The sequence below is a fragment of the Bowmanella yangjiangensis genome, assembly GCF_018531185.1.
GTDB classification, from domain to species: domain Bacteria; phylum Pseudomonadota; class Gammaproteobacteria; order Enterobacterales; family Alteromonadaceae; genus Bowmanella; species Bowmanella yangjiangensis.
This window is the reverse complement of sequence record NZ_JAHDJU010000002.1, coordinates 320,977-344,223: the sequence shown is the minus strand read 5'-3', so window position 1 is coordinate 344,223 and position 23,247 is coordinate 320,977. Positions and strand designations below refer to the sequence as shown.

General features: G+C 52.1%; 23 protein-coding genes. 12 read left to right on the top strand and 11 right to left on the bottom strand.

Translation table 11 applies throughout. The features are described from left to right. The first annotated feature begins 80 nt into the window (after nt 1–80). From KJY73_RS11090 to KJY73_RS11080, 3 genes are read left to right on the top strand one after another with little or no spacing between them, the layout of a single operon-like run. On the top strand, nt 81–1,298 hold the full coding sequence (locus KJY73_RS11090) for an MFS transporter (protein WP_214343835.1): 1,218 nt from the start codon (nt 81–83) through the stop codon (nt 1,296–1,298). Nucleotides 1,299–1,310: 12 nt separating this feature from the next. Next, on the top strand, nt 1,311–2,105 hold the full coding sequence (locus KJY73_RS11085) for an SDR family NAD(P)-dependent oxidoreductase (RefSeq protein ID WP_214343834.1): 795 nt from the start codon (nt 1,311–1,313) through the stop codon (nt 2,103–2,105). Between the two features lie 43 nt (nt 2,106–2,148). Next, nucleotides 2,149–3,426 carry an SGNH/GDSL hydrolase family protein gene (locus KJY73_RS11080; RefSeq protein ID WP_214343833.1) on the top strand — a complete coding sequence of 426 codons (1,278 nt, stop codon included), beginning with the start codon at nt 2,149–2,151 and terminating at the stop codon, nt 3,424–3,426. Here the strand turns inward: KJY73_RS11080 and KJY73_RS11075 are convergent. The 8 genes from KJY73_RS11075 to KJY73_RS11040 all read right to left on the bottom strand — a co-directional run bounded on the left by KJY73_RS11075 (nt 3,405) and on the right by KJY73_RS11040 (nt 10,077). Continuing rightward, complete coding sequence (locus tag KJY73_RS11075; RefSeq protein WP_214343832.1) at nt 3,405–4,178, bottom strand: class I SAM-dependent methyltransferase; 774 nt, start codon at nt 4,176–4,178, stop codon at nt 3,405–3,407. The two genes, KJY73_RS11080 and KJY73_RS11075, sit on opposite strands and share 22 nt — an antisense overlap. Nucleotides 4,179–4,231: 53 nt before the next feature. Continuing rightward, nucleotides 4,232–4,648 carry a VOC family protein gene (locus tag KJY73_RS11070; protein WP_214343831.1) on the bottom strand — a complete coding sequence of 139 codons (417 nt, stop codon included), beginning with the start codon at nt 4,646–4,648 and terminating at the stop codon, nt 4,232–4,234. A 7-nt stretch (nt 4,649–4,655) separates the two neighbouring features. Then, nucleotides 4,656–6,551: a propionyl-CoA synthetase gene (locus KJY73_RS11065; RefSeq protein ID WP_214343830.1), complete on the bottom strand. Its 1,896-nt coding sequence runs from the start codon at nt 6,549–6,551 to the stop codon at nt 4,656–4,658. A gap of 172 nt (nt 6,552–6,723) precedes the next feature. Continuing rightward, nucleotides 6,724–7,173, bottom strand: a complete 450-nt coding sequence (locus KJY73_RS11060; RefSeq protein ID WP_214343829.1) for an SRPBCC family protein — start codon at nt 7,171–7,173, stop codon at nt 6,724–6,726. Between the two features lie 77 nt (nt 7,174–7,250). Continuing rightward, nucleotides 7,251–7,727, bottom strand: coding sequence for a GNAT family N-acetyltransferase (locus KJY73_RS11055; RefSeq protein ID WP_214343828.1), 477 nt, complete (start codon nt 7,725–7,727; stop codon nt 7,251–7,253). After that, nucleotides 7,724–8,329: a DUF998 domain-containing protein gene (locus KJY73_RS11050; protein ID WP_214343827.1), complete on the bottom strand. Its 606-nt coding sequence runs from the start codon at nt 8,327–8,329 to the stop codon at nt 7,724–7,726. The genes KJY73_RS11055 and KJY73_RS11050 overlap by 4 nt, the downstream gene beginning before the upstream one ends. A 23-nt stretch (nt 8,330–8,352) precedes the next feature. Further along, nucleotides 8,353–9,459, bottom strand: a complete 1,107-nt coding sequence (locus tag KJY73_RS11045; protein WP_214343826.1) for a serine hydrolase domain-containing protein — start codon at nt 9,457–9,459, stop codon at nt 8,353–8,355. A gap of 144 nt (nt 9,460–9,603) precedes the next feature. Next, a complete protein-coding gene (locus KJY73_RS11040; RefSeq protein WP_332874192.1) occupies nt 9,604–10,077 on the bottom strand; it encodes a thioesterase family protein in 474 nt (157 codons plus the stop codon). Between the two features lie 130 nt (nt 10,078–10,207). On the opposite strand from KJY73_RS11040, the gene recQ reads away from it, so the two are divergent. Then, nucleotides 10,208–12,022 (top strand): DNA helicase RecQ, encoded by a 1,815-nt coding sequence (gene recQ, locus KJY73_RS11035; protein ID WP_206594634.1) that lies wholly within the window; start codon nt 10,208–10,210, stop codon nt 12,020–12,022. Here recQ and KJY73_RS11030 read toward each other — a convergent pair. Both KJY73_RS11030 and KJY73_RS11025 read right to left on the bottom strand, forming a co-directional pair. After that, complete coding sequence (locus tag KJY73_RS11030) at nt 12,019–12,333, bottom strand: hypothetical protein (RefSeq protein WP_206594635.1); 315 nt, start codon at nt 12,331–12,333, stop codon at nt 12,019–12,021. The genes recQ and KJY73_RS11030 overlap by 4 nt on opposite strands. Next, entirely contained in the window at nt 12,333–12,638 is a 306-nt protein-coding gene (locus KJY73_RS11025; RefSeq protein WP_214343825.1) for a c-type cytochrome, read from the bottom strand. Before KJY73_RS11025 ends, KJY73_RS11030 begins: the two co-directional genes overlap by 1 nt. A 77-nt stretch (nt 12,639–12,715) precedes the next feature. Between KJY73_RS11025 and KJY73_RS11020 the strand changes: the two genes are divergently transcribed. The 5 genes from KJY73_RS11020 (at nt 12,716) to KJY73_RS11000 (ending at nt 18,913) form a co-directional block, all read left to right on the top strand. Continuing rightward, nucleotides 12,716–14,155, top strand: a complete 1,440-nt coding sequence (locus KJY73_RS11020) for a protein adenylyltransferase SelO (protein WP_214343824.1) — start codon at nt 12,716–12,718, stop codon at nt 14,153–14,155. Then, nucleotides 14,143–14,469, top strand: a complete 327-nt coding sequence (locus tag KJY73_RS11015; RefSeq protein ID WP_214343823.1) for a DUF3630 family protein — start codon at nt 14,143–14,145, stop codon at nt 14,467–14,469. The genes KJY73_RS11020 and KJY73_RS11015 overlap by 13 nt, the downstream gene beginning before the upstream one ends. A gap of 97 nt (nt 14,470–14,566) precedes the next feature. Further along, on the top strand, nt 14,567–17,422 hold the full coding sequence (locus tag KJY73_RS11010; RefSeq protein WP_232848571.1) for an EAL domain-containing protein: 2,856 nt from the start codon (nt 14,567–14,569) through the stop codon (nt 17,420–17,422). Between the two features lie 273 nt (nt 17,423–17,695). Continuing rightward, nucleotides 17,696–18,313, top strand: coding sequence for a GTP cyclohydrolase II (gene ribA / locus KJY73_RS11005; protein ID WP_214343822.1), 618 nt, complete (start codon nt 17,696–17,698; stop codon nt 18,311–18,313). Nucleotides 18,314–18,388: 75 nt separating this feature from the next. Next, complete coding sequence (locus KJY73_RS11000) at nt 18,389–18,913, top strand: GAF domain-containing protein (protein ID WP_214343821.1); 525 nt, start codon at nt 18,389–18,391, stop codon at nt 18,911–18,913. On the opposite strand, the gene KJY73_RS10995 is transcribed toward KJY73_RS11000, so the two are convergent. Next, nucleotides 18,910–19,782 (bottom strand): ATP-grasp domain-containing protein, encoded by an 873-nt coding sequence (locus KJY73_RS10995; RefSeq protein ID WP_214343820.1) that lies wholly within the window; start codon nt 19,780–19,782, stop codon nt 18,910–18,912. The two genes, KJY73_RS11000 and KJY73_RS10995, sit on opposite strands and share 4 nt — an antisense overlap. 202 nt (nt 19,783–19,984) lie before the next feature. Between KJY73_RS10995 and KJY73_RS10990 the strand changes: the two genes are divergently transcribed. The 3 genes from KJY73_RS10990 (at nt 19,985) to KJY73_RS10980 (ending at nt 23,244) form a co-directional block, all read left to right on the top strand. Continuing rightward, entirely contained in the window at nt 19,985–21,496 is a 1,512-nt protein-coding gene (locus tag KJY73_RS10990) for a thymidine phosphorylase family protein (protein ID WP_214343819.1), read from the top strand. Further along, on the top strand, nt 21,493–22,401 hold the full coding sequence (locus KJY73_RS10985; RefSeq protein ID WP_214343818.1) for a ribose-phosphate diphosphokinase: 909 nt from the start codon (nt 21,493–21,495) through the stop codon (nt 22,399–22,401). The genes KJY73_RS10990 and KJY73_RS10985 overlap by 4 nt, the downstream gene beginning before the upstream one ends. Before the next feature lie 78 nt (nt 22,402–22,479). Then, nucleotides 22,480–23,244, top strand: coding sequence for a substrate-binding periplasmic protein (locus tag KJY73_RS10980; protein WP_214343817.1), 765 nt, complete (start codon nt 22,480–22,482; stop codon nt 23,242–23,244). Nucleotides 23,245–23,247 lie beyond the last annotated feature (3 nt).

Genomic DNA, 23,247 nt, shown 5'->3' with positions numbered 1-23,247 from the left:
CAGCCTGCGTCACCCCACAATAGGCATATTCCTTTTGCAAGTGAGATGAATATGCACACTGTTCAACCAGGTTGCCGGTTATGAGCCGGTCAGCCAAGACTAAATTACCTGCCGCATTGCTGGCCCTCACTGTGGGTGCTTTTGGCATAGGTGTGACCGAGTTTGTGATTATGGGGCTGCTGCTCGAAGTCAGTCAGGACCTGCAAGTCAGCGTACCGGACGCCGGCATGCTGATCTCAGGTTATGCCCTGGGCGTGGTGGTAGGGGCACCGTTGATGACCAGCCTGACTGCGGCCTGGCCACATAAGCGAACGTTATTGGTGTTAATGCTGGTGTTTACCCTGGGCAACATCGGCTGCGCGCTGGCGCCGGATTACACCAGCCTGATGCTGGCACGGGTGGTCACCGCCTTTGCCCATGGTACCTTTTTTGGTGTGGGCGCCATTGTGGCGACATCGCTGGTTGCCCCTGAACGCAAGGCGTCGGCCATCGCCATCATGTTCACTGGTTTGACCGTTGCCAATATTCTAGGGGTACCTTTTGGTACCTGGCTTGGACAAATGGTCAGCTGGCGTGCCACCTTCTGGGCCGTCAGTATAATCGGCGTGCTGGCACTATTGGTGCTATGGCGTTTTGTCCCCGGTCAACACACCAACACAGAAAGTGTCAACTGGCGTCAAGACCTCAAAGTATTGCGCCGGGCTCCGGTATTACTAGGGCTGCTCACCACAGTGCTGGGTTTTGGTGGCGTATTTGCGGTACTGACATACATCGCACCACTACTCACTCAACTAAGCGGCTTTTCCGAGAATGCCGTCTCGCCCATTCTGCTGCTGTTTGGTCTGGGCATGATTATCGGTAACTTGCTGGGCGGCAAAGCTGCTGATAAGCACCTGATGTTCAGTGTGTTGGCAAGCATGCTGATCCTGGCACTAGTGATGGCGCTGATGAGCCTGGTTCTCGAAAACCAGATGTTGATGCTGTTGTTTGTTCTGCTGCTTGGCGTGGCTTCCTTTGCCACGGCAGCCCCCTTACAAATGTGGGTGTTAAACAAAGCCCAGGGCGGTAGTCAAAGTCTGATCTCCAGTTTCAATATTGCAGCCTTCAATTTGGGGAATGCTCTGGGTGCCTGGTTGGGTGGCTGGGTAATTGAATCTGGCCCTGGGTTGTCGGCCATTACTTGGGTAGCGGCTTTGGTCCCCATGGCGGCTATAGCCACAGCCTTGCTGAGTCGCTATTTGGAGGCAAGCGCCTCTCAATCCACTTCTTTGCAGGGTCAACCCTGTGTTTGTGAATAACTTGGAATCTCTATGCAAATAAACTTAACCAATAAAACGGCCTTTATCTCAGGGTCTACTCTAGGCATCGGCTTTGCCATCGCCCAGGGGCTGCTGGCTTGTGGCGCCACTGTAGTCATCAACGGTCGTAAACCGCAGGCCGTCACTGAGGCAATAGCAAAACTCCGCGAGGAGTTTCCCCAGCCCACTATCCGCGGTGTAGCGGCCGACCTTGCCACTGCTGAAGGTTGTCAGACCTTGCTGGCACAAGAGCCCCATGCCGATATTCTGATCAACAATCTGGGCATCTACGGCCTGATGGACTTTTTTGCCACCCCGGATGAGGAATGGCAGCGGTTTTTTGACGTCAATGTGTTGAGCGGCATACGCCTGTCACGTGCTTATGTACCAGGCATGCTGAGCCGAAACTGGGGCAGGGTGATCTTTATTTCCTCCGAGTCCGGTCTGCAAATTCCTGCCGATATGATTCATTACGGCATGACTAAAACCGCCAATCTGGCGGTGTCACGAGGATTAGCCAAACGGGTTGCTGGCTCTGGCGTGACGGTCAACGCGGTACTTCCCGGTCCAACATTATCTGAAGGGGTAGAAACCTTCTTCCGTGAAGGAGCTAAGCAGGCAGGCCAATGTCTGGAAGAGTTTGGAACCAATTTTGTCCGTGAACACAGACCCACCTCGATTATTCAACGTCCCGCTACCGTTGCAGAAGTCGCCAGCATGGTCACCTATCTGGCCTCGCCGCAAGCCAGCGCCACCACGGGCGCGGCCCTAAGGGTAGACGGAGGCGTCGTTGACAGTATCAGTTAAATCCAAAGTGCTGTCAGCACAGAGGCAACCAGGGAGAATACCTATGCAAACCTTGCAGCGCCGGCCTTTTAAGGCCGCGCACAGCGCCTTCGCTATGCTACTGCTACTGGTGAGTACGTACATGCCCAGCCAAGCCGCCCCGGCTGCGCAAAGCTGGGTAACGAGTTGGGCAGCCAGCCCGCAACCAACCTGGAAGGGCGACTTTGCCCTGCCGATCAGGGTACCACCTCAGCTGTGGGACCAAACCCTACGCCAGGTGCTGCATCTGAGCCTGGGCGGCCAGCAACTGCGGCTACGGATTTCAAACCAATACGGCACACAACCCCTTAACATTGGCGCGACTTCTGCGGCCATCACAAAAGACGGCGCCACAATACACAGTGCTTACCCTGTGCATTTTGGTGGGCAGCGCGATGTGACTATACCGGCGGGGGCCTCGGCTATCAGCGATCCGATCAGTGTGGCGGTTGATAACAACGCGGATATCACCTTGAGCATGTATTTGCCCCGCCCAACCTCCCCCGACACTTTTCACTGGGATGGTCTGCAAACGGCTTATATAGGTTCTGGTAATCAAGTGGATTCCCTTGATATGCAGGTCGATAGCACATCAACAACCCGTATGTTTGTCAGTGCCCTGTACGTGCAGCGCAACGACTCAGCCAAGGTGGTGGTGGCTTTTGGAGACTCTATTACCGATGGCAATGCCTCGAGCATTGGCCGCAATCATCGCTGGCCCGACTTTTTAGCCAGTCGCTTGGCGGCGCACAATGTTGCGGTGGTAAACGCCGGCATCTCGGGAGCCCGCTTGCTAGATAGCGGTATGGGCGAAAATGCCCTGGCCCGATTTGAACAGGATGTGCTTGCGCAGCCCGGGGTAAGCAGCGTAATCCTGATGATGGGTATAAATGATATCGGCTGGCCCGGCTCTGCACTAGCCCCGGATAAACCGCCGGTCTCGGCCAAGCAGATAATTACCGCCTACCAGCAGTTGATTAGTTTGGCGCATCTCCATCAGATACGCATTATAGGTGCAACGTTGACGCCCTTTGAAGGCGCCCTGCAAGGCACGCCGATGCAAGGCTATTACACGGCACAAAAAGAACAAGTCCGTCAGCAGGTGAATGATTGGATCCGCAGCGCAGGGGAATTTGATGGCGTAGTGGATTTTGATGCCCTGACCAGAGACCCCCAGCAGCCTGCTCTGTTCCTGCCACGCTTCGACTCAGGAGATCATTTGCATCCGGGTGACGTCGGATATCAGGCCATGGCCGAAGCGGTTGACATACAAACCTTACTCTACGGCCCGACCGAGGACTGAGCAAAACGGCTTTGGAAACACACCACAGGTTTGTATTGAATAAAAGCATCCCAGTAGCCGGGCAGGTAATCAGCCTGGGCCGCGGGGGACACCTGAGGATTCAGCCATTGCAAATCCTCAAGTCCCGCCTGGTTAAACGCCTGTTCATGAGTTGCGCGACTAAGATGGTAGTTAGTCACGGTAATCATCTGATCGCCGGGCAGAAAGAAATGGTAGCTGAACGGCATACCTTCCTCACAAGGCGCGGGGTCGCGGGTAAATCCATAAGGCCGCATACTCAGCAGCTCACCACTGTAGTCCGGGTTGCTGTTAATACCGATAAAGCGCCCGCCCGGTCTCAGATGCCTGGCTACCGTCTGGCACATCTGTTGAAGGTCTTGCGCGGATTGCGCATAGTTGAGCAGGTAACTGGCAAACACCAGATCGAATTGTTGAGACAACTGCAAATCCCGCACATCACAGCGGATAAAATCAATACCTAGTGGGCGTTTCATCTCTTGTTGCTGAGCCAGGCTAACCATGGCCGACGAGATATCTACCCCCACCACTTTCTTCGCTCCACGATAGCGCAACATACGGGTGTGAAACCCTTCACCACAAGCAAGATCCAATACGCTTTGGCCGCTTAAATCACCCACCAGCTCGGATAACATAAACATTTCAATATGCTGTCGCCAGGGTTGCAATTTAGCCCGGCGATACTCATCGGCGATACCGTCATAGTCTGTGGTCATAATGGGAGCGGCCGGCACATCCTTGTCAACGACTAGCTCAGAGTATGTTGGGCGAAATGCGGATACGCAAATTACCCGGCTGGAATTGTCGGGCCTTTAAGCTCTATCAGGTTGTTGTCTGGATCTCTAAAGTACAAGGACAAGCCATTACCCTCAGCGCCAAAGTTTATGCTGGCAGGCCCCAGCGGGCTAATCCCAAAACCCGCCAAATGCGCCACCAGCTCGGCTTCATCAAAAGGGTCAATGCGCAAACAGAAATGATCAACATTGTGCCCTTCCTGACCGGGGCCCACTCCCCCTTGCTGTCCTAATTTGCCGTCCAGGCTAATCAGATCAATCAGACAAGTGCCGGCGCGAAGATGCACTAAGCCCAAGTGTGCTTGCCGCTTGACCACGTCACAGCCCAGCACCAACTGGTAAAAACGGATACTGCGGTCTAAATCCACGACCCGCAGTACCACATGATCTATACCCCGAATAGTGAACATCATCATCTCAGGATGAGCGCGCTACGCCCTGCGACTGCATCACCGACTCAATCTCAGACAAGCTGGCCGGGTCATCAATAGTGGATGGCACCACGTACTCCTGCCCATCGGCTATCTGACGCAGCAACTTACGCAGAATCTTACCGGAACGGGTTTTGGGTAGTCGCTGCACCACAACTGCACGCTGGAAACAGGCAATAGGGCCTATTTCGCTGCGCACCATGGCCACTAACTCTTCCTGTAATCTGGCTTCATCGATCACTACGCCATCTTTCAACAGCACCAAACCAATAGGCACCTGACCTTTCAATTCATCCTGAATACCTATCACGCTGCATTCAGCGACGGCCGAGTGGGCAGCCAGAATCTCTTCCATCTCACCAGTGGACAGTCGGTGGCCCGCGACATTAATCACATCGTCGGTACGTCCCATAATAAACACGTAGCCATCCTGGTCTTTGTAACCACCGTCGCCGGAACAATAATAACCAGGATAATCACGCAGATAACCCGCGCAGAAGCGTTCGTGATTTCCCCAAATGGTTGGCAGACAGCCTGGCGGCAAAGGTAACTTAATGGCAATGGCGCCTTGCTGACCAGCGGCCATGGGTTGGCCGTTGCCGTCCAGCACCTGCACATCAAATCCTGGCACCGGCAAGGTAGAAGAACCGGGTTTGGGCGGCATATCTTCAATACCGGTAGGATTGGCGCAAATGGCCCAGCCAGTTTCAGTTTGCCACCAATGGTCGATCACCGGCTTGCCGGTATGCTTCACTACCCAATCGTAAGTAGGCGGATCAAGGCGCTCACCGGCCATAAAGATGGCCCGCAGCTTGCCAATGTTATAACGAGTCAGTTTGGTCGCTTCCGGATCTTCTTTTTTTATCGCCCTGAATGCCGTCGGGGCGGCAAACAGAACCTTAACGCCATATTCCTGCACCAGCCGCCAGAATGCCCCGGCATCCGGTGTGCGGACCGGCTTGCCTTCGTACAATACTGTGGTACAACCGGCCAATAGCGGCCCGTAGACAATATAGGAATGGCCTACCACCCAACCCACATCAGAAGCAGCCCAGAACACTTCACCTGGCTGCATATTGTAAATGGCCTGCATTGAATAATGGAGCGCCACCGCATGGCCGCCGTTATCCCTGACGACTCCCTTGGGTTTCCCTGTGGTACCCGAGGTATAGAGAATATAAAGCGGGTCAGTTCCCGCCACTGGCACACAATCAGCAGGCGTGGCTTTCGCCATCGCTTCGTGCCAATCCAAATCCCAAGTTTGGGTAAGATGCACTGGCGCTTGTTCGCGCTCCAGGATAATGCAGCGCTCAGGTTTGTGGCTGGAACGCTCAATAGCAGCATCCAACATCGGCTTATATTCAATGACCTTATTCACTTCTATGCCACAAGACGCCGACACCACCACTTTGGGCTGTGCATCTTCAATTCTCAGCGCCAACTCATGGGGCGCAAAACCACCAAACACCACAGAGTGAATCGCCCCAAGCCTGGCAACTGCCAGCATAGCTACCACTGCTTCGGGTATCATCGGCATATAGATGACCACCCGGTCGCCTTTTTCCACGCCCTGCGCTTTAAGCACACCAGCAAACAAGGCCACTTGTTTGAGCAGGCTGGCATAGCTGATTTTAATCTTCTGGTTAGTGACAGGTGAGTCGTAGATAACCGCCGTTTGCTCGCCACGGCCTTGTTCAACATGCCAGTCGAGGGCCATATAGGCGGTATTCATTTGCCCATCCGCAAACCAGCGCTGCATACCCTGCGCGTCCGTGCTGAGAATGTTTTGGGGCTGGCGATACCAGGGTAACTTGGCCGCTTTTTCTTGCCAGAAATGCTCGGGCTCCTGGATTGCGCGTTGGTACTCGCTTTGATATGACATGTTCGTTTCACCTTGTTGCAGGGTTAACCCTTGTTATTTTACGCAGGGCTGAATATTTATTATGCAACTGTAGACAAAACACGCGGATTTTGGCATTAGACTTAAGGATAATCGCCAAGATTGTCGACAATCATTCTCCAACAATCTGTCAACTAGCTGGACAAAGGCTGAATTATTGGTCGGGAATATCTGCTTCGACCAACAACGCAAGTAATGCCAGGGACTCCTGCCAGCCCGCATAGCAAAACTCGGCAGGGATAGCGTCCGGCACGCCTTCCTGCACTATGGTCAGTTCAGTGCCACATAACACCTCCTTGAATTGAATAGTGACCTGCATCTGGTCTGGCAATTCAGGATTATCAAACTGATCGGTGTAACGAATTAGCTTACCCGGCTCCAGCGCCAGATAACGACCACCAAAGCCGTGACTTTGCCCGGTAGAAAAATTGCAAAAAGACATCTTGTAGCCACCGCCTACCCTGGCGTCCATTGCCTGAACCTCGCCGGTAAAGCCATGAGGTGGCAGCCATTTAACCATAGCTGCTGGGTCAATAAAGGCGCGATACACTTTATCTGGGGTGGTACGCAATATACGGTGAAGACGAATCGTTTGGCCTGACATAAAGATCTCCGATTGAACTAGAACGTTTTGCTCTTTTAATCGAACGTCTGGATCCGATTTCGACAGCCCTCTGGAATTTATTTATTCTGGCAAAGCAAGGCTTGCACCGAATGTTGGTAAATTCGGGTACTGGCACCGAAAAGTGAGTAGCCGTCGGCAAGGCGTTGCCAACCTGATTTTTCGTATAAGCCATCATGATCTGTGGTCAGATAGAGCTGCTTAAATCCCATTGCCAAAGCTTGTTCCGCGGCATGCTCAAAAAAGCGCTGACTCAGGCCCTGCCCACGCTCTGACTCGTCAATAAACAGGCAGGCCAGCCACGGCCATAAATCGCAACGGCTAATAAAATCATTGGTAATCAGGCCGTAGCAGCCCACCACCTGTTGATGCTTCAACATTAAAAAGAACTTAGGTAACTGCCCAGGCTTGTCCGAATGCCGAATAGCATCCAAATAAAAACGGTGATTGTGGCTGTTACCCCATTTGCTATGAAAATAATCTGCTGCAGCATCAACCCCGTATTCAGTAGCATTGACAATCTGGTAGTCCATCATGCCATCCACAAGGTCACAGACAACCCTGCCAACCACACCAACTGCGCACCATAACTAAGCCGCTGATGCAGACCAGGATTGGACTGAGCTTTGTAAGCCTTTGCGAGGGTCAGGGTAAAAAATAGCGTGGCGATAACACACGCCAAAGAGAACCATTGAAACCATCCAGGCAGATAAGGACTATCCGATAAGGTGAAGCTTAATAGCGGGGCAATCAATAGGCTCAGCAGCATCAGCATGCCGGCCCACGAATGAATCTGACAGTGCCAGCTCGGGGTTGCAGTGTAGGCATCCGCATCCATAGGAAAATACCCGGCAACCCAGGTAGCCACACCATGCAGAATAATCAGCCCACCCATCCACTGTAAGCCACCAGGGGCATCCGGTAAGGTCAGTAAGTAGTAGCCAAACAGGCAGAATAATATCCCCAGCGGATAATTGTTGATCAAGGGGGAAAATTTCTGGGTAGGGCTACCTGCCGCCCCTAACTCACTGCAAAACTGACGACTGTGGCTGTAGCCAGGGTAGCGACTGGCTGCTACAGCAACGCCCACCACCATCCATATTGCAGCCAGCAGGCCCGAGAATAACAGTATGTCCATATACCAACTCCGTTAAGCTATCGTCAGATCAGCAGGGGTAAGAGTACGTTGCGGCTAATTCTGTGGTGCGTGGCATTGGCGTATTTTTTCGAGTAAGCGTTAAACATCAGTACCACAAGCAAGTCCCGTTCTGGCACGTACTGCACCAGCGCCGTGTAGCCATAATCATTACTGCCGCCCATTTGCCAGATAGACATGCCGTTGCTGCCGCTGATCGCCCAGTTTCCCAAGGTCCATTTCTTATTCACCGGCTGAAACAACAAGCTGGTCAATTCAGCAGGAAGCTGGCCACCGCCTTGCAGTGCGTCAAACCAACGCTGCAAATCAGCCACGCTGGATACCATGCCGCCAGCGCCCATCAAAGCCCAGGTTAAGGGCTTGGCAAAAGTGGATTGACCGCTGTCCTGACCACCATAACCTTTGGCAAGCCGCTCGACATCAAGATTCTTATCGCCGTAAAAACCAGTACTGTTCAGTTTCAGTGGAGCAAGTAACTGCTGATGCACATAGTCACGAAACGCGACACCGGATACCCGCTCAACAATAGCAGCCAACAATGTATAGGCGGCATTGGAGTAGGCGATGTCGCCACCTGGCACACTCAGCAGCGGCATGCTTAGAATAAGTTTCTCCGCTTCGTCCCTGTTCATCGGGTCAAAATCAGACTGATTGTGAAAGTTGTCCAAACCGCTTTGATGAGCCAGCAACTGTTCAATGCTGATATCACGCTTATCGACTGGCGCTTCTGGATAAAACTCGGAAAGACGGGCAGTCAGGGGTAACCGGCCCTCAATATGCAGTTGCAAAACAGCGGCGGCCGTGAAGGTTTTAGCGATGGAGCCCATGTCGCTCAGACTGTCCACATCATTGTGTTTATGCAGAGCACGGTCCGCATCACCGTAACCACACTCAAACACCAGTTGCTGATGCTGAACGATACGCACTGTGCCGTCGAAGGTGCCTTGGCTGTGTTCACTGGTTAGCGCCTGATCTAACCGCTCAGCCTGCTCGGTGGGTGTGGGACAAAAAGGTCGGGGAGTTCGCGCTAAAGACTCCTGTGATGGCGGACTGCTACAGGCGGCCAGTGTTAACAACAAAACCAGGCTAACACTGCCAAGCACCCACTTCATCAGACTCTCCTTCGTAACTTATGGTGTTCCATTCAATCTGCTTGAACGGTCATAGCTGTACAGTATCCTCGTGTTCGCACAGCGATGCAATTTGAACGAGGTAAGCGCAAGGACTGGCACGACCACAAGCTTCCAACATGGTGTCTATCCCACCATATAAGTACCAGTGCCAAAAGCGATATGCTCGCCCAGTTCGTTATGCAGCTCCATCCGACAAACCGCCACACGGCTACCCTTACGTATCACACTGGCTGTGGCAACAAATTCGCTGCCCTTACCTGGGCGCAGGTAATCTACCCGCATATCAATAGTGCCGATACGCGCCAGTCTCTGCTGAAACTGCTCAAGAGTTAGTTCCGGCATGTCCTTTACCACATGCAAAATGGCCATCAAGCCACCGACAGTATCCAGTACCGCGGCAGTCACTCCGCCATGCAGAATTTTCTGAATAGGATTACCCATCAAACCGTCATGCCAGGGCAGACGAACCTCTACACCATCGCCGTCAAACTGGCTGATTTGCAGCCCAAGCAATTGATTAAACGGCATATGTTCACGGAACACCGCGGCCACATACTCGCCTAATTGCTTGCTATCCAGTAACCCTTGCGTTTGCACATCAGCACCCTCTGGTTTGACCTGTTGGCATCATAGCAGGCTTTTTACCCGGTATTGCAAGCCATTGTCGTCATGAATTCTGAGTAACTTTGGGGTAGACTAGCGGCCCTGTTTTCCAGCTCCTTTGCCCATGTCCGACGTTTTGGCCACCAATCCAGTACAGTCCAGCCCACAAAGTGTGTTGCGGGATGTTTTCGGCTATGACAGTTTCAGACCCGGCCAGGAGCAAGTCATTCAGGCCTGCCTGGATGGCCGGGACAGCTTAGTGCTAATGCCCACAGGCGGCGGAAAATCCCTGTGTTATCAGGTGCCAGCGCTGCTGTTACCTGGGCTAACGCTGGTAGTCTCGCCACTGATCTCACTGATGAAAGATCAGGTCGATGCGCTGCATGCCTCGGGCGTCAGCGCAGCTTACTTAACCTCCGCCTTGTCTCGTCCGGAGCAGTTAGAAGTATTGGCAGGGGTTCAGGACGGTAAGTACAAACTCTTGTATGTAGCGCCGGAGCGATTAGTGAGGCCTGAGTTTATTCAGCGCCTGCAGCATATTCAAATTAGCCTGTTTGCTATAGACGAAGCCCACTGTGTATCGCACTGGGGCCATGATTTTCGTCAGGACTATATGGCTTTAGGGCAACTTAAGCATTTCTTCCCCCATGTGCCCATGATGGGACTAACCGCCACCGCCGACCCGGCCACCCGCCTGGATATCTTGCAGCAGTTGCGCTTGCAACAGCCAATGGTCCACCAGGGCAGCTTCGACAGGCCCAACATCCGCTATACCCAGCTGCAGAAATACAAACCGCTGGAGCAACTGGAAAGCTACATTAAGGGCCAGGAAGGTAGCGGCATTATTTACTGCAACAGCAGAAAGAAAGTGGAAGATGTGGCCTTTAAACTGGCTAATCGCGGCATCAATTGCGCGGGTTATCATGCCGGTATGGAAGCGGAAATTCGCGACATCACCCAGCGAAACTTCCTAAAAGACAATATTGACGTGATTGTCGCCACTGTGGCCTTCGGCATGGGTATCAATAAGCCGAACGTACGCTATGTGGTGCATCATGATCTGCCCCGCACTATTGAATCCTACTATCAGGAAACCGGCCGCGCCGGGCGTGACGGCAGCCCGGCCGAGGCGCTGCTACTGTTTGATGAAAAAGACGTGGCCCGCATCCGCGAGTGGATCAGCCTGACTGACAATCCCCATCGTCAGGAAGTGGAATTACAACGTTTTGCCGCCATGGAAGCTTTTGCCGAAGCCCAAACCTGCCGACGCCAAGTACTGCTGAACTACTTTGGTGAATACAACGCCTCGGCCTGCGGCAACTGCGATATTTGCCTCGACCCACCTAAAGCCTTTGATGGCACAGTAGCCGCCCAGAAAGTGCTGTCCTGTATCTACCGGCTCAATCAGTCCGCCGCCAGCCAGTATTTGATTGACGTGCTACGTGGCAAAAAACTCAAGCGCATTATCGACAGCGGTCATGACCAGCTCAGTACCTACGGCATAGGTAAAGACGAAAGCGATGCCTGGTGGCATAACCTGATTAATCAGTTGATTCATCAAGGGCTGATTCGGGTGGATATCACTCAGCATGCGGTACTGAAGCTAAATGAGGCGGCGCGCGCCGTGCTTAAGGGAGAGTTACCCGTGAGCCTGGCCGTACCCAGAATGAACCTGAATCTGGGTAAAAAAGCCAAGCTGGATAATCGCAACTACGACAGAGCCTTGTTTGCCAAACTGAAAAAGCTGCGTAAATCCATTGCCGAGGAAGACGAAGTACCGCCATTTGTGGTGTTCTCGGATATGACCTTGTCCCATATGGCTGAGATTCTGCCTACCAGTGCGCGAGAGATGCTAAACGTCAGCGGGGTCGGCCAAACTAAACTGGCTCGCTATGGCGAGGCCTTCCTTAATTTAATCCGCGAACATCTGGCCGGTTAACCCTCGAGCAACAAACGCACCCGTTCGGCAAATCCTGGCAGAGGCTGCCAGTGTTCAATCCAGCCAAGACAATGTTCCGGCGGCGGAGATCTATAGGTACCGTAGCCAATTTTCAGCATACTGGCAGGCATGTTACTAAGTGCGGGCTGCTTACCCAGTAACACCGCAAAAGGTCGGGAAATCAGTAAAGGGGTGGCCTGTTGTGGGCTGTCGAGTGTTTCGACCTCATAGCCCCCGGTGCTTTGCAGCACCAGGGCAAGATCCTTCTTCAGGGTTGCATCCGGCTCAATCAGCAGGATACGCAAAGGCATTATTTGCCTGCCGGATCCAAGCTGGCGTAGTAAGCGGACAGATTGGCGATATCATCGTCAGACAAGGGTTTGGCCATTGGCGCCATTACCATGTTCTTGCGCTCACCATCCCGAAAGGCTTTCATTTGCAGTACTAAGTACTGCTCTTTCTGACCTGCCAGATTTGGATACATTGGGATTTGTGAAATCCCGTTCGCGCCATGACATGCCGCGCAAGTCGCAGATTTCGCTTTCCCGGCAGCAATATCGCCAGCAACAGCTGGCATGGCCACACACATAGCAATCAATACAGCGAGTTTTTTCATCTTTACTCCAGATTGTGATTAAGGTTAGTTACAAGGTTACAATAGCCTAAGTTTTTCATTTTCTATACGGCGCGCCTGTGTATTTGGCTCACACTTATGCTCAAACATTAGCCGATCTGGGTAGCCAGGTCAGCGTCCAGCCACCGCAAAATCCAAGATTGGTGCATGTTAACCAGTCTTTATTGGCAGACCTTGATCTGGATCCACAACTATTTGTTGAACAGCAGTTATTTCACGAGTTGTTTAGCGAAACCGGGCGTTTGAATCGTCTGGCCATGGCGCAAAAGTACGGTGGCCACCAATTCGGCCAGTGGAATCCGCAACTGGGTGACGGGCGCGGCCTGCTGCTTGGGGAAACACGCGATAAACAAGGTAAGCCGGTCGATTTGCATTTAAAAGGCGCGGGGCAAACCCCATACTCGCGCTTTGGTGATGGGCGCGCGGTATTGCGCTCCACCCTTCGCGAATATCTGGTGGGTGAAGCCATGTATCATTTGGGCATTCCCAGCTCCCGGTCTCTGTGTCTGATCAGCAGTAGCGAACCTGTGATGCGTGAGCGTCAGGAAACTGCCGCCATGATGATTCGTACCTGTCAGAGCCATATACGCTTCGGTCACTTTGAATATTTCTTTCACAGCGGCCAGAGCGATAAGCTGCAGCGCTTATTTGATTATTGCTTTACCCAGCATTTTCCGCATCTTAACGACAGCGAAGACCGATATTACCGTCTGCTTGAGCAGATAGTAGTGGATACTGCCGAGCTGATTGCCAAATGGCAGGCCTTTGGTTTTGCACACGGCGTCATGAATACCGACAATATGTCTATTCACGGCATCAGTTTTGACTTTGGCCCATACGCCTTTTTGGATGATTTTCAGCAGGACTATATCTGCAATCATTCTGACCATCAGGGCCGTTACGCCTTTGACCGCCAGCCAGGCATCGCCTTGTGGAACCTCAATGCGTTGGCGCATGCCTTTAGCGGCCATTTGAGCCTAGAGGAAATAAAACAGGCGCTGGGCCAGTACGAGCCCAGACTGCTTAGCCATTACTTCGCGCTGATGGCAGATAAATTGGGCTTGCAAGCAGCCAGCGAACAGGACGAACCACTGATTAGTGACTGGCTGAATCTGCTGGCCAGAGAGCGGCGGGATTACCACCAAAGTTTCCGGCTGCTGAGTCATTTCCAGCCCGAGCAGCCCAATCTGTTACTGGATCACTTCGTCGACCGCAATCAGGCCAAGGCCTGGTTGGACAGGTACATTCAGCGCCTTAATCAGCAAAGTGGCTCACACCAGCTTCGCCACCAGCAGATGCAGGCAGCCAACCCCAAATATGTGCTGCGTAATTACCTGGCTCAACAAGCCATTGAACAGGCGGAGCAAGGTGATTTCAGTGAATTTGAAAGACTATTTACGGTGTTGAGCGCACCTTTTGATGAACAACCAACCAATGCCCATTATGCCAAGCCACCGCCGGATTGGGGCAAGAGTATGGAAATATCATGCAGCAGCTAAACGGAATTCACTTTGTATCGACACCTGACTGCGTGAATCTGCCTGGCGTCACAGATTTTTCCGAGTCCGGCATACAGGCATTATCAGCTCAGTTGGCCAACATCCTGGGTGCGGATATGCTGGCACTGGAATGGGGCGCAGACCGCTGGCAGCAGCGCTTTGAGCTGGATGGCAGGCTCTACTTGTTATGCATGGAGTCTTTGTGTGAATCGGTCTGGGTTGAAGCCCTCAAAGAAGGTGATTTTCCCTATTTTATCAGTCAGTTAAAACTGGTCGGTGCAGAGCTGACTGAAGGCAATGAAACAGCATTTTAAGCCAAATAATATACACCCAATAAAAATCAGGGCTTTTATGCGCAGCCAAAGACTTTATACTGACATCAAGTCGTCATAACTATAATCAAAACTGACGTTGAAATCTGCGCCTTTACTACTGCTGCTTGGGTATCTGCTATTAGGCCTGACATTGCCTTCTCAGGCCAAGCCGCTGCTTTTGGACTCGACCTTCACACACCAGGAATTGCAAGGTCAGGTAGAGTATTTGCGTGCCGAAAAATACGCGCAGCTTTCCGACGTGCAATCCAATCCTGATTGGCATACCAATCTGGACATCAGCCCGCTGGAACCAAACCAAAGCCTGTGGGGACGTTTCAGTGTAGTGCAGCAGGCCGGTAACCATGCCCGTTTTGCCTTTGTTATCGCCAACCCCACGCTCGACGAAGTTGATCTGTACTTGCTGGATGACAGAGGCCGTATTCGCCGCTCTTTGATGATGGGAGCGATGCGACCGTTCAGTGCCCGGGAAATCAATCACAGAAACTTTTTAATCCGCCTTGAAATGACCGCGGGCGAAAAGCTGGATATCTATTTTAGGGTGGCCGACAAAGGGCCGTTGGTGTTCCCCATTGACCTATGGCGGGATGAGGCGCTGATCGCTGAGGAACAAGGCAATCTGGCCAAGATTGGCATGATTGGCGGCGCACTGGCCATACTGGCATTTTACTATCTGATTACCTATGTGCTGCTGAGAAGCCCTGTGCGCTTCTGGTTTTCCATGGCCAGTTTTAGCTTCCTGCTGCTGTTTCTCAATGTGGAAGGCCTGCTGGTGCAAATCGTCCCACCGCTTTCCAACTACATTTCCATACTGACCTTGAGTTTGGTGGCCTTAGCGCTGTTTAATGCCTCCAAAGTCTCGCATTTGATGCTGCGCGGCGTACCCTTGTATTGGCGCTACGTCTCTTACAGCGCATCTTATTTATTGCTGCTCAGCGCCTTTATTCTGGATGATTACTGGCAGATCATTACGGCCATCGGCCTGGCTGGTTCCACCCTGGTCGTGCAGCTTGGTTTGTCCTGGCGCTACAGCGACCGCAAAGACGGGCGTCCAAACCGGCTGTATGCCATCGGTTGGTCAACCATCAGCGTGATTGCACTAGTGCAATCCGCGTTTTATGTCAGCGGCATACTGCTTGGTAATACCTTCAGTCTGTATCTGACCCTGCTGATGCTGCTGGGGATATTGCTGATTGCCTTAGCGGTGGAAACCCATCAGCAAGCCCAGGTGTTGTCCCGCTATGAGCGGCAAAGCAATACCATTAACGACCTGCGTCGCTTTTACGAGCTATTCCGTAATTCTGCCGAAGGGCTTTATACGTCGACCTTAAGCGGCAAGCTTATTACCACCAACCCGGCCATGTGTAAGCTATTCGGCTATGACAATGAGCAACAAATGCTCAAGGAATGCAGCAATACCTCGCAGTTTTACGCCAATCAAACCGACCGCCTGACCCTGGTTGAAGAGCTGGTTAAACAAGGGGTAGTGATGGGTCGCGAAATCCGTGGCGTGCGTCGTGACGGCAGCCAGTTCTGGTTTTCTATCTCGGTACAGCTTCGTCACGAACATAATGAAGATTATCTGTTCGGTACCATTTTCGACATTACCGAGCGCAAAGAAACCAGCATGAGCCTGGAATATATGGCTACCCATGACCCGCTCACCGGCGTCTATAATCGCCGTGAGTTTGAACAGCGACTGCGTAATGGCTTAAATCAGGCCAGGGATGCCGATCAGGAACTTACCTTGTTATACATGGATCTTGACCAGTTTAAGGTGGTTAACGATACCTGCGGACACAAGGCGGGTGACATTCTCATCAAACAATTATCTCAGCAGCTAAACCAAGTCGTTGAGGGGCGCGGCATTCTGGCCCGCCTGGGCGGTGACGAATTTGGTGTGTTACTGGAAAGCGAGCAAGCCAGTGACGAAAATGCCTATCTGCTGGCCAACAAACTGCTGAATGTGGTGCAGCAATTCCGTTTTGTATGGGATAACCGCATCTTTACCTTAGGTATCAGTATTGGCCTGGTGCCTTATCACAAGGCCATTCATTCACCCGAGCAGTTATTAAGCATGGCCGACTCGGCCTGTTATATGGCCAAAGAGCAGGGCCGAAACCAGGTGCATGTTTACTCCAAGCAGGACGACAAAATTCAGCGTTATGAAACTGAATTGCACTGGGTGTCGTTAATAAACAAGGCTCTGCAGGACGACAGATTTGTGCTGTATTACCAGCACTATCACCCCTTGAATAAGATATCTCGCGGCCACCACTACGAAATCCTGCTGCGCATGCAAGGGGACGATGAAGAGCAAATGGTTTCGCCCGTGGCCTTTTTACCCGCCGCAGAGCATTACAACCTGACCGCCCAGATAGACCGCTGGGTAGTGGAACATTATTTCCGTTGGCTGGCCGAGCATCCTGAACATAAAGAAAACTTAGTGCGCGCCAATATTAACCTCAGCGGCCACTCGCTGGGTGACAAGGAACTGCGTCTGTTTGTGCTCAATGCCTTTGAAAAATACGGTATTCCCTACAACAAGATCTGCTTTGAAATCACCGAAAGCATGGCGATTATCAAAATGGATGAAACGCTACAGTTTATTAAAACCTTCCACCAATTGGGGTGTACCTTTGCGCTGGATGATTTCGGTAGTGGTTTCTCTTCCTACGGCTATCTCAAAAGCCTGCCGGTCAACTACGTAAAAATTGACGGCGGCTTTGTGAAGGATCTGCTGGTTGACCCTGTTGATATGGCCATGGTCAGCTCCATTAAAGACGTCGCCAAGGCCATGGGCATGAAAACCGTGGCGGAATTTGTCGAGAGCAAAGAAATTATGGTGGAGCTGGGCAAAATGGGCGTTGATTATGCGCAGGGTTATGGCGTTGCCAGACCGGCGCCCCTGCGTGACTTCAGCCCTCTGGCTTAACTGGGTTTTCATTCTCGCCAAGAAGATCAACACAGCAGTGGTGTGAACGGCCTCACTTAGTGTGTTTCGTGCCCTTGATGTTCAATAACGCTCTGCCCAAATAATCTCTCGGCGAGAGGTATTTCCCACAGTTCAACTTATTAGATTAACCAATTCACTTTTTTGATTTTCCATTCAGCAGCAATGCCGTTATATTGTGCGTCCTTTGGCGGCCTGACATTCCAGCCCAAGCCGATCCTGTACTAAACTCGAGAAAACAACCTGAATCAGATCATGACCAACGCGGATTCGCCTTTTGAATACATCAGCAGTGCCAAACTACCCACCCGTTTTGGCCAGTTCACTATCCATGGCTTTGTAGAAGTCGCCACGGATCAGGAGCATGTTGCCCTGTCTTACGGCGAATGGCAGGACGACGAGGTCGTGCCGATCCGCATCCATTCTGAATGTCTGACCGGTGATGCACTATTCAGTACCCGTTGCGACTGTGGTTTCCAGTTGGAAAAAGCCCTGCAGAATATTGTTGAACATGGCAAAGGGGTGATCCTGTATTTACGTCAGGAAGGTCGGGGTATTGGCCTGTTGAATAAGATCCGGGCTTATCATCTGCAAGATAATGGCATGGATACTGTGGAAGCCAACGAACACCTGGGTTTTGACGCTGACCTGCGCGATTACCGCATTTGTCGTTTTATGCTGGATCACCTGAATATCCGCAAGGTTCAGTTGATGACCAACAACCCGCGTAAGATAAAGGCGCTGACAGACTTAGGCATTGAGGTGGTCAGCCGCACGCCTATCGATCATGGCATCACGGATGACAACAAAGGTTACATCCGGACCAAAACGCAAAAGCTTGGTCATGAGTTTGACCCGCACTTACTGAAGTAATCATTTCCAGCCTGTTCAGCGAGCATTTTTGCGTTATGCTTTAAAGTAACAGGCTGCTAAATCACGGTGATTGTTATGTTGGCACTGTCAACAGAGTCCATGTCAGCACTGACCAAAGAACAGTTGCTCACCATTATTGAAGCCCAGACAGACATCATTGGCAGCAAAGCCTCCCTGTCTGAGGTTATGCAGAAAATGGCTACCCTAGCTGAGCAACTCACTTTCGCCTCCGGTGCAGTGGTAGAAATTCTGGATGGTGAGGAAATGGTCTATCGGGCGGCCACCGGCAAAGCCAAAGACCGCCTCGGTATGCGCCTGCATAAAGACAAAAGCCTGTCTGGTTTATGTATCAAAGAAAACCGGCTGCTGAACTGCCAGGATGCGATGAATGATCCCAGAGTAGACAAGGAGGCCTGTCAGAAAGTGGGCCTCAATTCCATGTTGGTGGTACCGCTGAACCACCAGCAGGATGTTGTCGGCGTGATCAAAGTATTCTCAACCACCACAGATGCCTTTGACGATGTGGACGGGCAGATCCTGATGTTGGCAGCGCAAATCATCAGTGCTGCCATTCATGCTTCAATCAAACCGCAGCATTAAGTACCCAGACCAAATTTGCGCACAAAAGCTTGGGTAAAGCGGTTTGGTGATGCCGCATCCATATTGAAATACAGCGACGGCTCAATCAATTCCAGCTCCATCACGGCAAAACCCTGTGGTGTGCGAATAAAGTCGAGACGGGCATACAGAGGCTCATCCGGCAAGGCCGCCATGGTGCGTTTGGCCAGGGTGAGAAGCGCTGGCTCAGGTTCAACCGCTTGTAAACGCCCACCGTGTTCCTCCTGCACTCTGAAATCGCCACTGGCCGGGCGCTTAAGTATGCAATGACTGTAGTCCTGAGCAAAAAAGAACAGTGAATACTCACCTTCGCTCAATACACTTTGTATAAAAGGCTGCAACATATGTGGGCGCTGTTTGAATCTGGCTGCCAGTAGCTCAGCCATATCTTCCAGCCCTTTCGCATCCAGTCGGTAGGTATCATCGGCATTGGCGCTCACCAGCGGCTTGATTATCAGCTCATGACATCCAAACTGCGCAAAAGCCGCCAAGCAGTTATCCCGATTGAAATCCGTCTGCCATAGGGTCGGCACAATAGGCAAACCACTGGCCTGCACATCCCGCAAATAGCCCTTATTGATATTCCAACTAACCAGCGGCAACGAATTGGCAAGCAGGGCACCGGATTGTTCAATGCGTTTAAGACAAGCTAAAAAAGCCTCGGGGGCTTGCTGGTAGTCCCAGGGGCTGCGGATCACCACCACATTAAAACGGCTCCAATCTACACTTGGATCTCGCCAGGAGACCGTTTCAACCTGCCAGCCTTTGGCCGCCAAGGGGGCAACCAGCAGTTCATCATAAACAAAATAGCCATCCAGGTTGTCCATACTTAAAAAGGCGCAGGTTTTCATAGGGCTTTACTGATTAAAGTGACAGCGGCACTATAGCCGCCAATCAGGTCACAGAACAAGACGCCTGTCCTCCACCGACAGGCATTGAAAAGGATGCTGTGATTCCCCTTGATTGGGATCAACCAGCTTCTATGCTGACTGTAATACCCTGCAGGCAGGGCTAAGCTCAGACGTGCCCCTGTGGCAGTGATAGGGAAACATAATGGAAACGGTACATACCCTCAATGCGGTAAAAATGGGCATAGACACCCACCAGGAACCTGTGGTGTATATGCGGGAAGACTGCCACGTGTGTAAGGCTGAAGGCTTTACCGCCAGCAGCCGGGTGTTAGTCACCCACGGCAGTTATATGATGGTGGCGACTCTTAACGTAGTGGAACAGCAGGTTCTTGAGCCCGGTACTGTGGGTTTGTCTAATATCGCCGTGCAACGTTTACGCGCCAAAGACGGTGACAAGCTGTGTATTGGCCATGCGCCACTGTTGCAATCCATGAGCGCGGTGCGCAAGAAAGTCTTTGGACATGCCCTTAGCGATGAAGAAATGCAGGAAATCGTCGAGGATATCGCCGCCCACAGATACAGCGACATCGAGATAGCCAGTTTTCTCAGTGTCTGCGCCGGCAGTCGCTTAAACCTCGATGAAATCGTTAGCCTGACCCAGGCCATGGTCAGATGTGGCAAGCGCTTAAGCTGGCCCGGTGAATCACAAGTCTTCGACAAACACTGCATTGGCGGCATTCCCGGCAATCGCACCACTCCTATTGTGGTGTCCATCGCCAGTGCTGCGGGTCTGACTGTTCCCAAAACCTCATCCAGAGCCATCACCTCGCCGGCTGGCACGGCGGATACCATGGAAGTGTTAACCAAGGTTGATCTGCAACTGGCTGATATACAGCGCGTAGTCGCCCAAACTGGCGCCTGTCTGGCCTGGGGCGGTGCGGTCAATCTCAGCCCGGCGGATGACTTACTGATCCGTATTGAACGGGCGCTGGATTTGGACGGCGAGGGGCAGTTGATTGCCTCAGTACTGTCAAAAAAAATCGCTGCCGGCTCCACCCATGTGGTGATCGATATACCAGTCGGCGATACCGCCAAGGTACGTACCCGCCAGCAGGCAGACCGCCTGTCAGCCCTGTTCACCCAAGTTGGGGAAGCCTGCGGTATTTATGTGCGCTGCGTGATCACCGACGGTAGTCGGCCAATTGGCCGTGGCATCGGCCCGGTAGAAGAGGCTCGTGACTTACTGGCAGTTTTACAATGTGAGACTGATGCGCCGCGCGATTTGCGCCATCGCTCGTTGTTACTGGCCTCCCATATGCTGGATTTAGCGCAAAACTGCGGGCCGGAAGCAGCTTTGCTGCAAGCCACTGATGTTCTCGAATCCGGCCGTGCCTGGGCGCAGTTTAAGCTGATTGTGGAAGCGCAAGGTGGCCTGTTTTCATTGCCTGAAGCACCTTATCAACATCTGCAAATCAGCCAGCAAACCGGTGTATTGACCCGCATTGATAATCGCCGTCTGGCGCGGCTGGCCAAACTCGCGGGCGCGCCGTTCGACAAAGCCGCGGGGCTGCGTTTGCATGCCGAGGTTGGCGACCGCCTGACATTGCATCAACCGCTGTTTACCCTATATTCTGACAGCCTTGGCGAACAGGAATACGCCATGGAGTATTATCACAATAATCAGGATATGTTCTGTATTGAGGAACCCGTATGAGTTTGAGCCGCCCATTGGTGTTATTCAGTCCCGCGCCACATCCCTTGCAACTTCCACTGTGCAAACAATTGGGTGCGGAGCAGGGCAAACTGGAAAGTAGATTGTTCCCCGACGGCGAGTCTTATCTGCGTATTCTCAGCGAGGTAAAAGGCAAAGATGTCCTGGTACTGGTCGACCTGGTTCACCCCAATGATAAATACCTGCCGCTGATATTCCTGCTCGATACCCTAAAAGAATTTGGCGCCGCCTCAGTAGGCTTACTCGCCCCTTATTTGAGCTATATGCGCCAGGACATTCGCTTCCATGACGGTGAAGCGATTACCTCCAAGATCTTTGCTGCCGCCCTGTCAAAACATATGGACTACCTGGTCACGGTCGACCCGCACTTGCACCGCTATCACAGCCTGGATCAAATCTATACCGTGCCCAGTGAAGTGGTACAAGGCGCGCCAGCTTTGGCTAACTGGCTGAAAGGCAGGGACAATTTGTTGCTGGTAGGCCCGGATGCGGAAAGCGAGCAGTGGGTAGCTGGTATCGCCGAACGTTGCGGACACCCCTTTGTCATTGGTGAAAAACAGCGCCATGGGGACCGTGATGTGGAAATTACCCTGCCGGATCTGGCTGCTCATCAGCATCGCACCGCCGTGATTATTGATGATGTGATTTCCAGCGGCCAGACCATATTGCAATGTATGCAAGCCCTGAACCTGGCTGGCATTACCCAGCAGGAATGTGCCGCCGTGCACGGTATTTTTGCCGAGGGCGCTGCGCCAATGCTGCTTGAAGCAGGTTTGCAGGCCCTGGCCACCAGCAACAGCATTGCGCATTTCTCCAATGCCATTGATTTAAGCCCCTTGTTAATTGAGCCGATTCATCAATGCATAAATAAAGTGCACAACCCCTAACTGAGTTAAAAAGGCCTATCATCATCCACTGCCAGATATGCTAGGCTTGGCAAACGATAATAATCAGGAGCTCGTCAGGTGCGCATAGGGGTTTTACTCTTACTATCCGCTATGGCTTTTGCCAGTTCAGGGCGTGAGCAATTGCTGGCCTGTTTGGACGAGTTTCCGCCTTACCAGATCCTCACCGAACCGCCCATTGGCGAGCATGTGTCGGCCCTTATTCAGTTAGGTGAAGAACTGCAATTAGAAGTGCAGTTTGTCACCGAGCCTAACTTCGATCATTGTCTGAAACGAATCAAACAGGGCACAGCCGATGTTATTGCCGGTGTGCTGGATCGCGAAGAACGTCGTGAGTTTCTGCATCTGTTGCCCATGCGCCACGACACTGCTTACATCTTTGCCACGCGCCCAGATGCGCCCCCTATTGAGAGTTATAACGATCTGCACGGCCGCTTGATAGGCGTGACCGAAAATGTGTATTACTTTGAACAGTTTGATCAGGATACGTCGTTGCAAAAAGTTGCCCTGAACGATGTACACCTGACCTACAAACTCTTGCTGGCAGGCAGGGTGGATACAGTGATCAGCAGTCTGGAAAACCTCACCGCAATTTTTGCCAGCGCCCCTGAATTAAAAGACAAAATTCTTATTCAGCCTTTTACCCATGAGTTAAACCGTCTGGCGTATTTTGGTTTTTCCAAACACTCCATCCATGCTGCCCGGTTGGAAGAAATTCGCCCAAAAGTGGAAGCCGCCTTTGCAGCAGGCAGATTTGAAGCCGCGATACATCAGTTTGCCGCTGACCACCCGCAGTATTATCAGGTTAAGCCGCACAAAAAGTAGCGA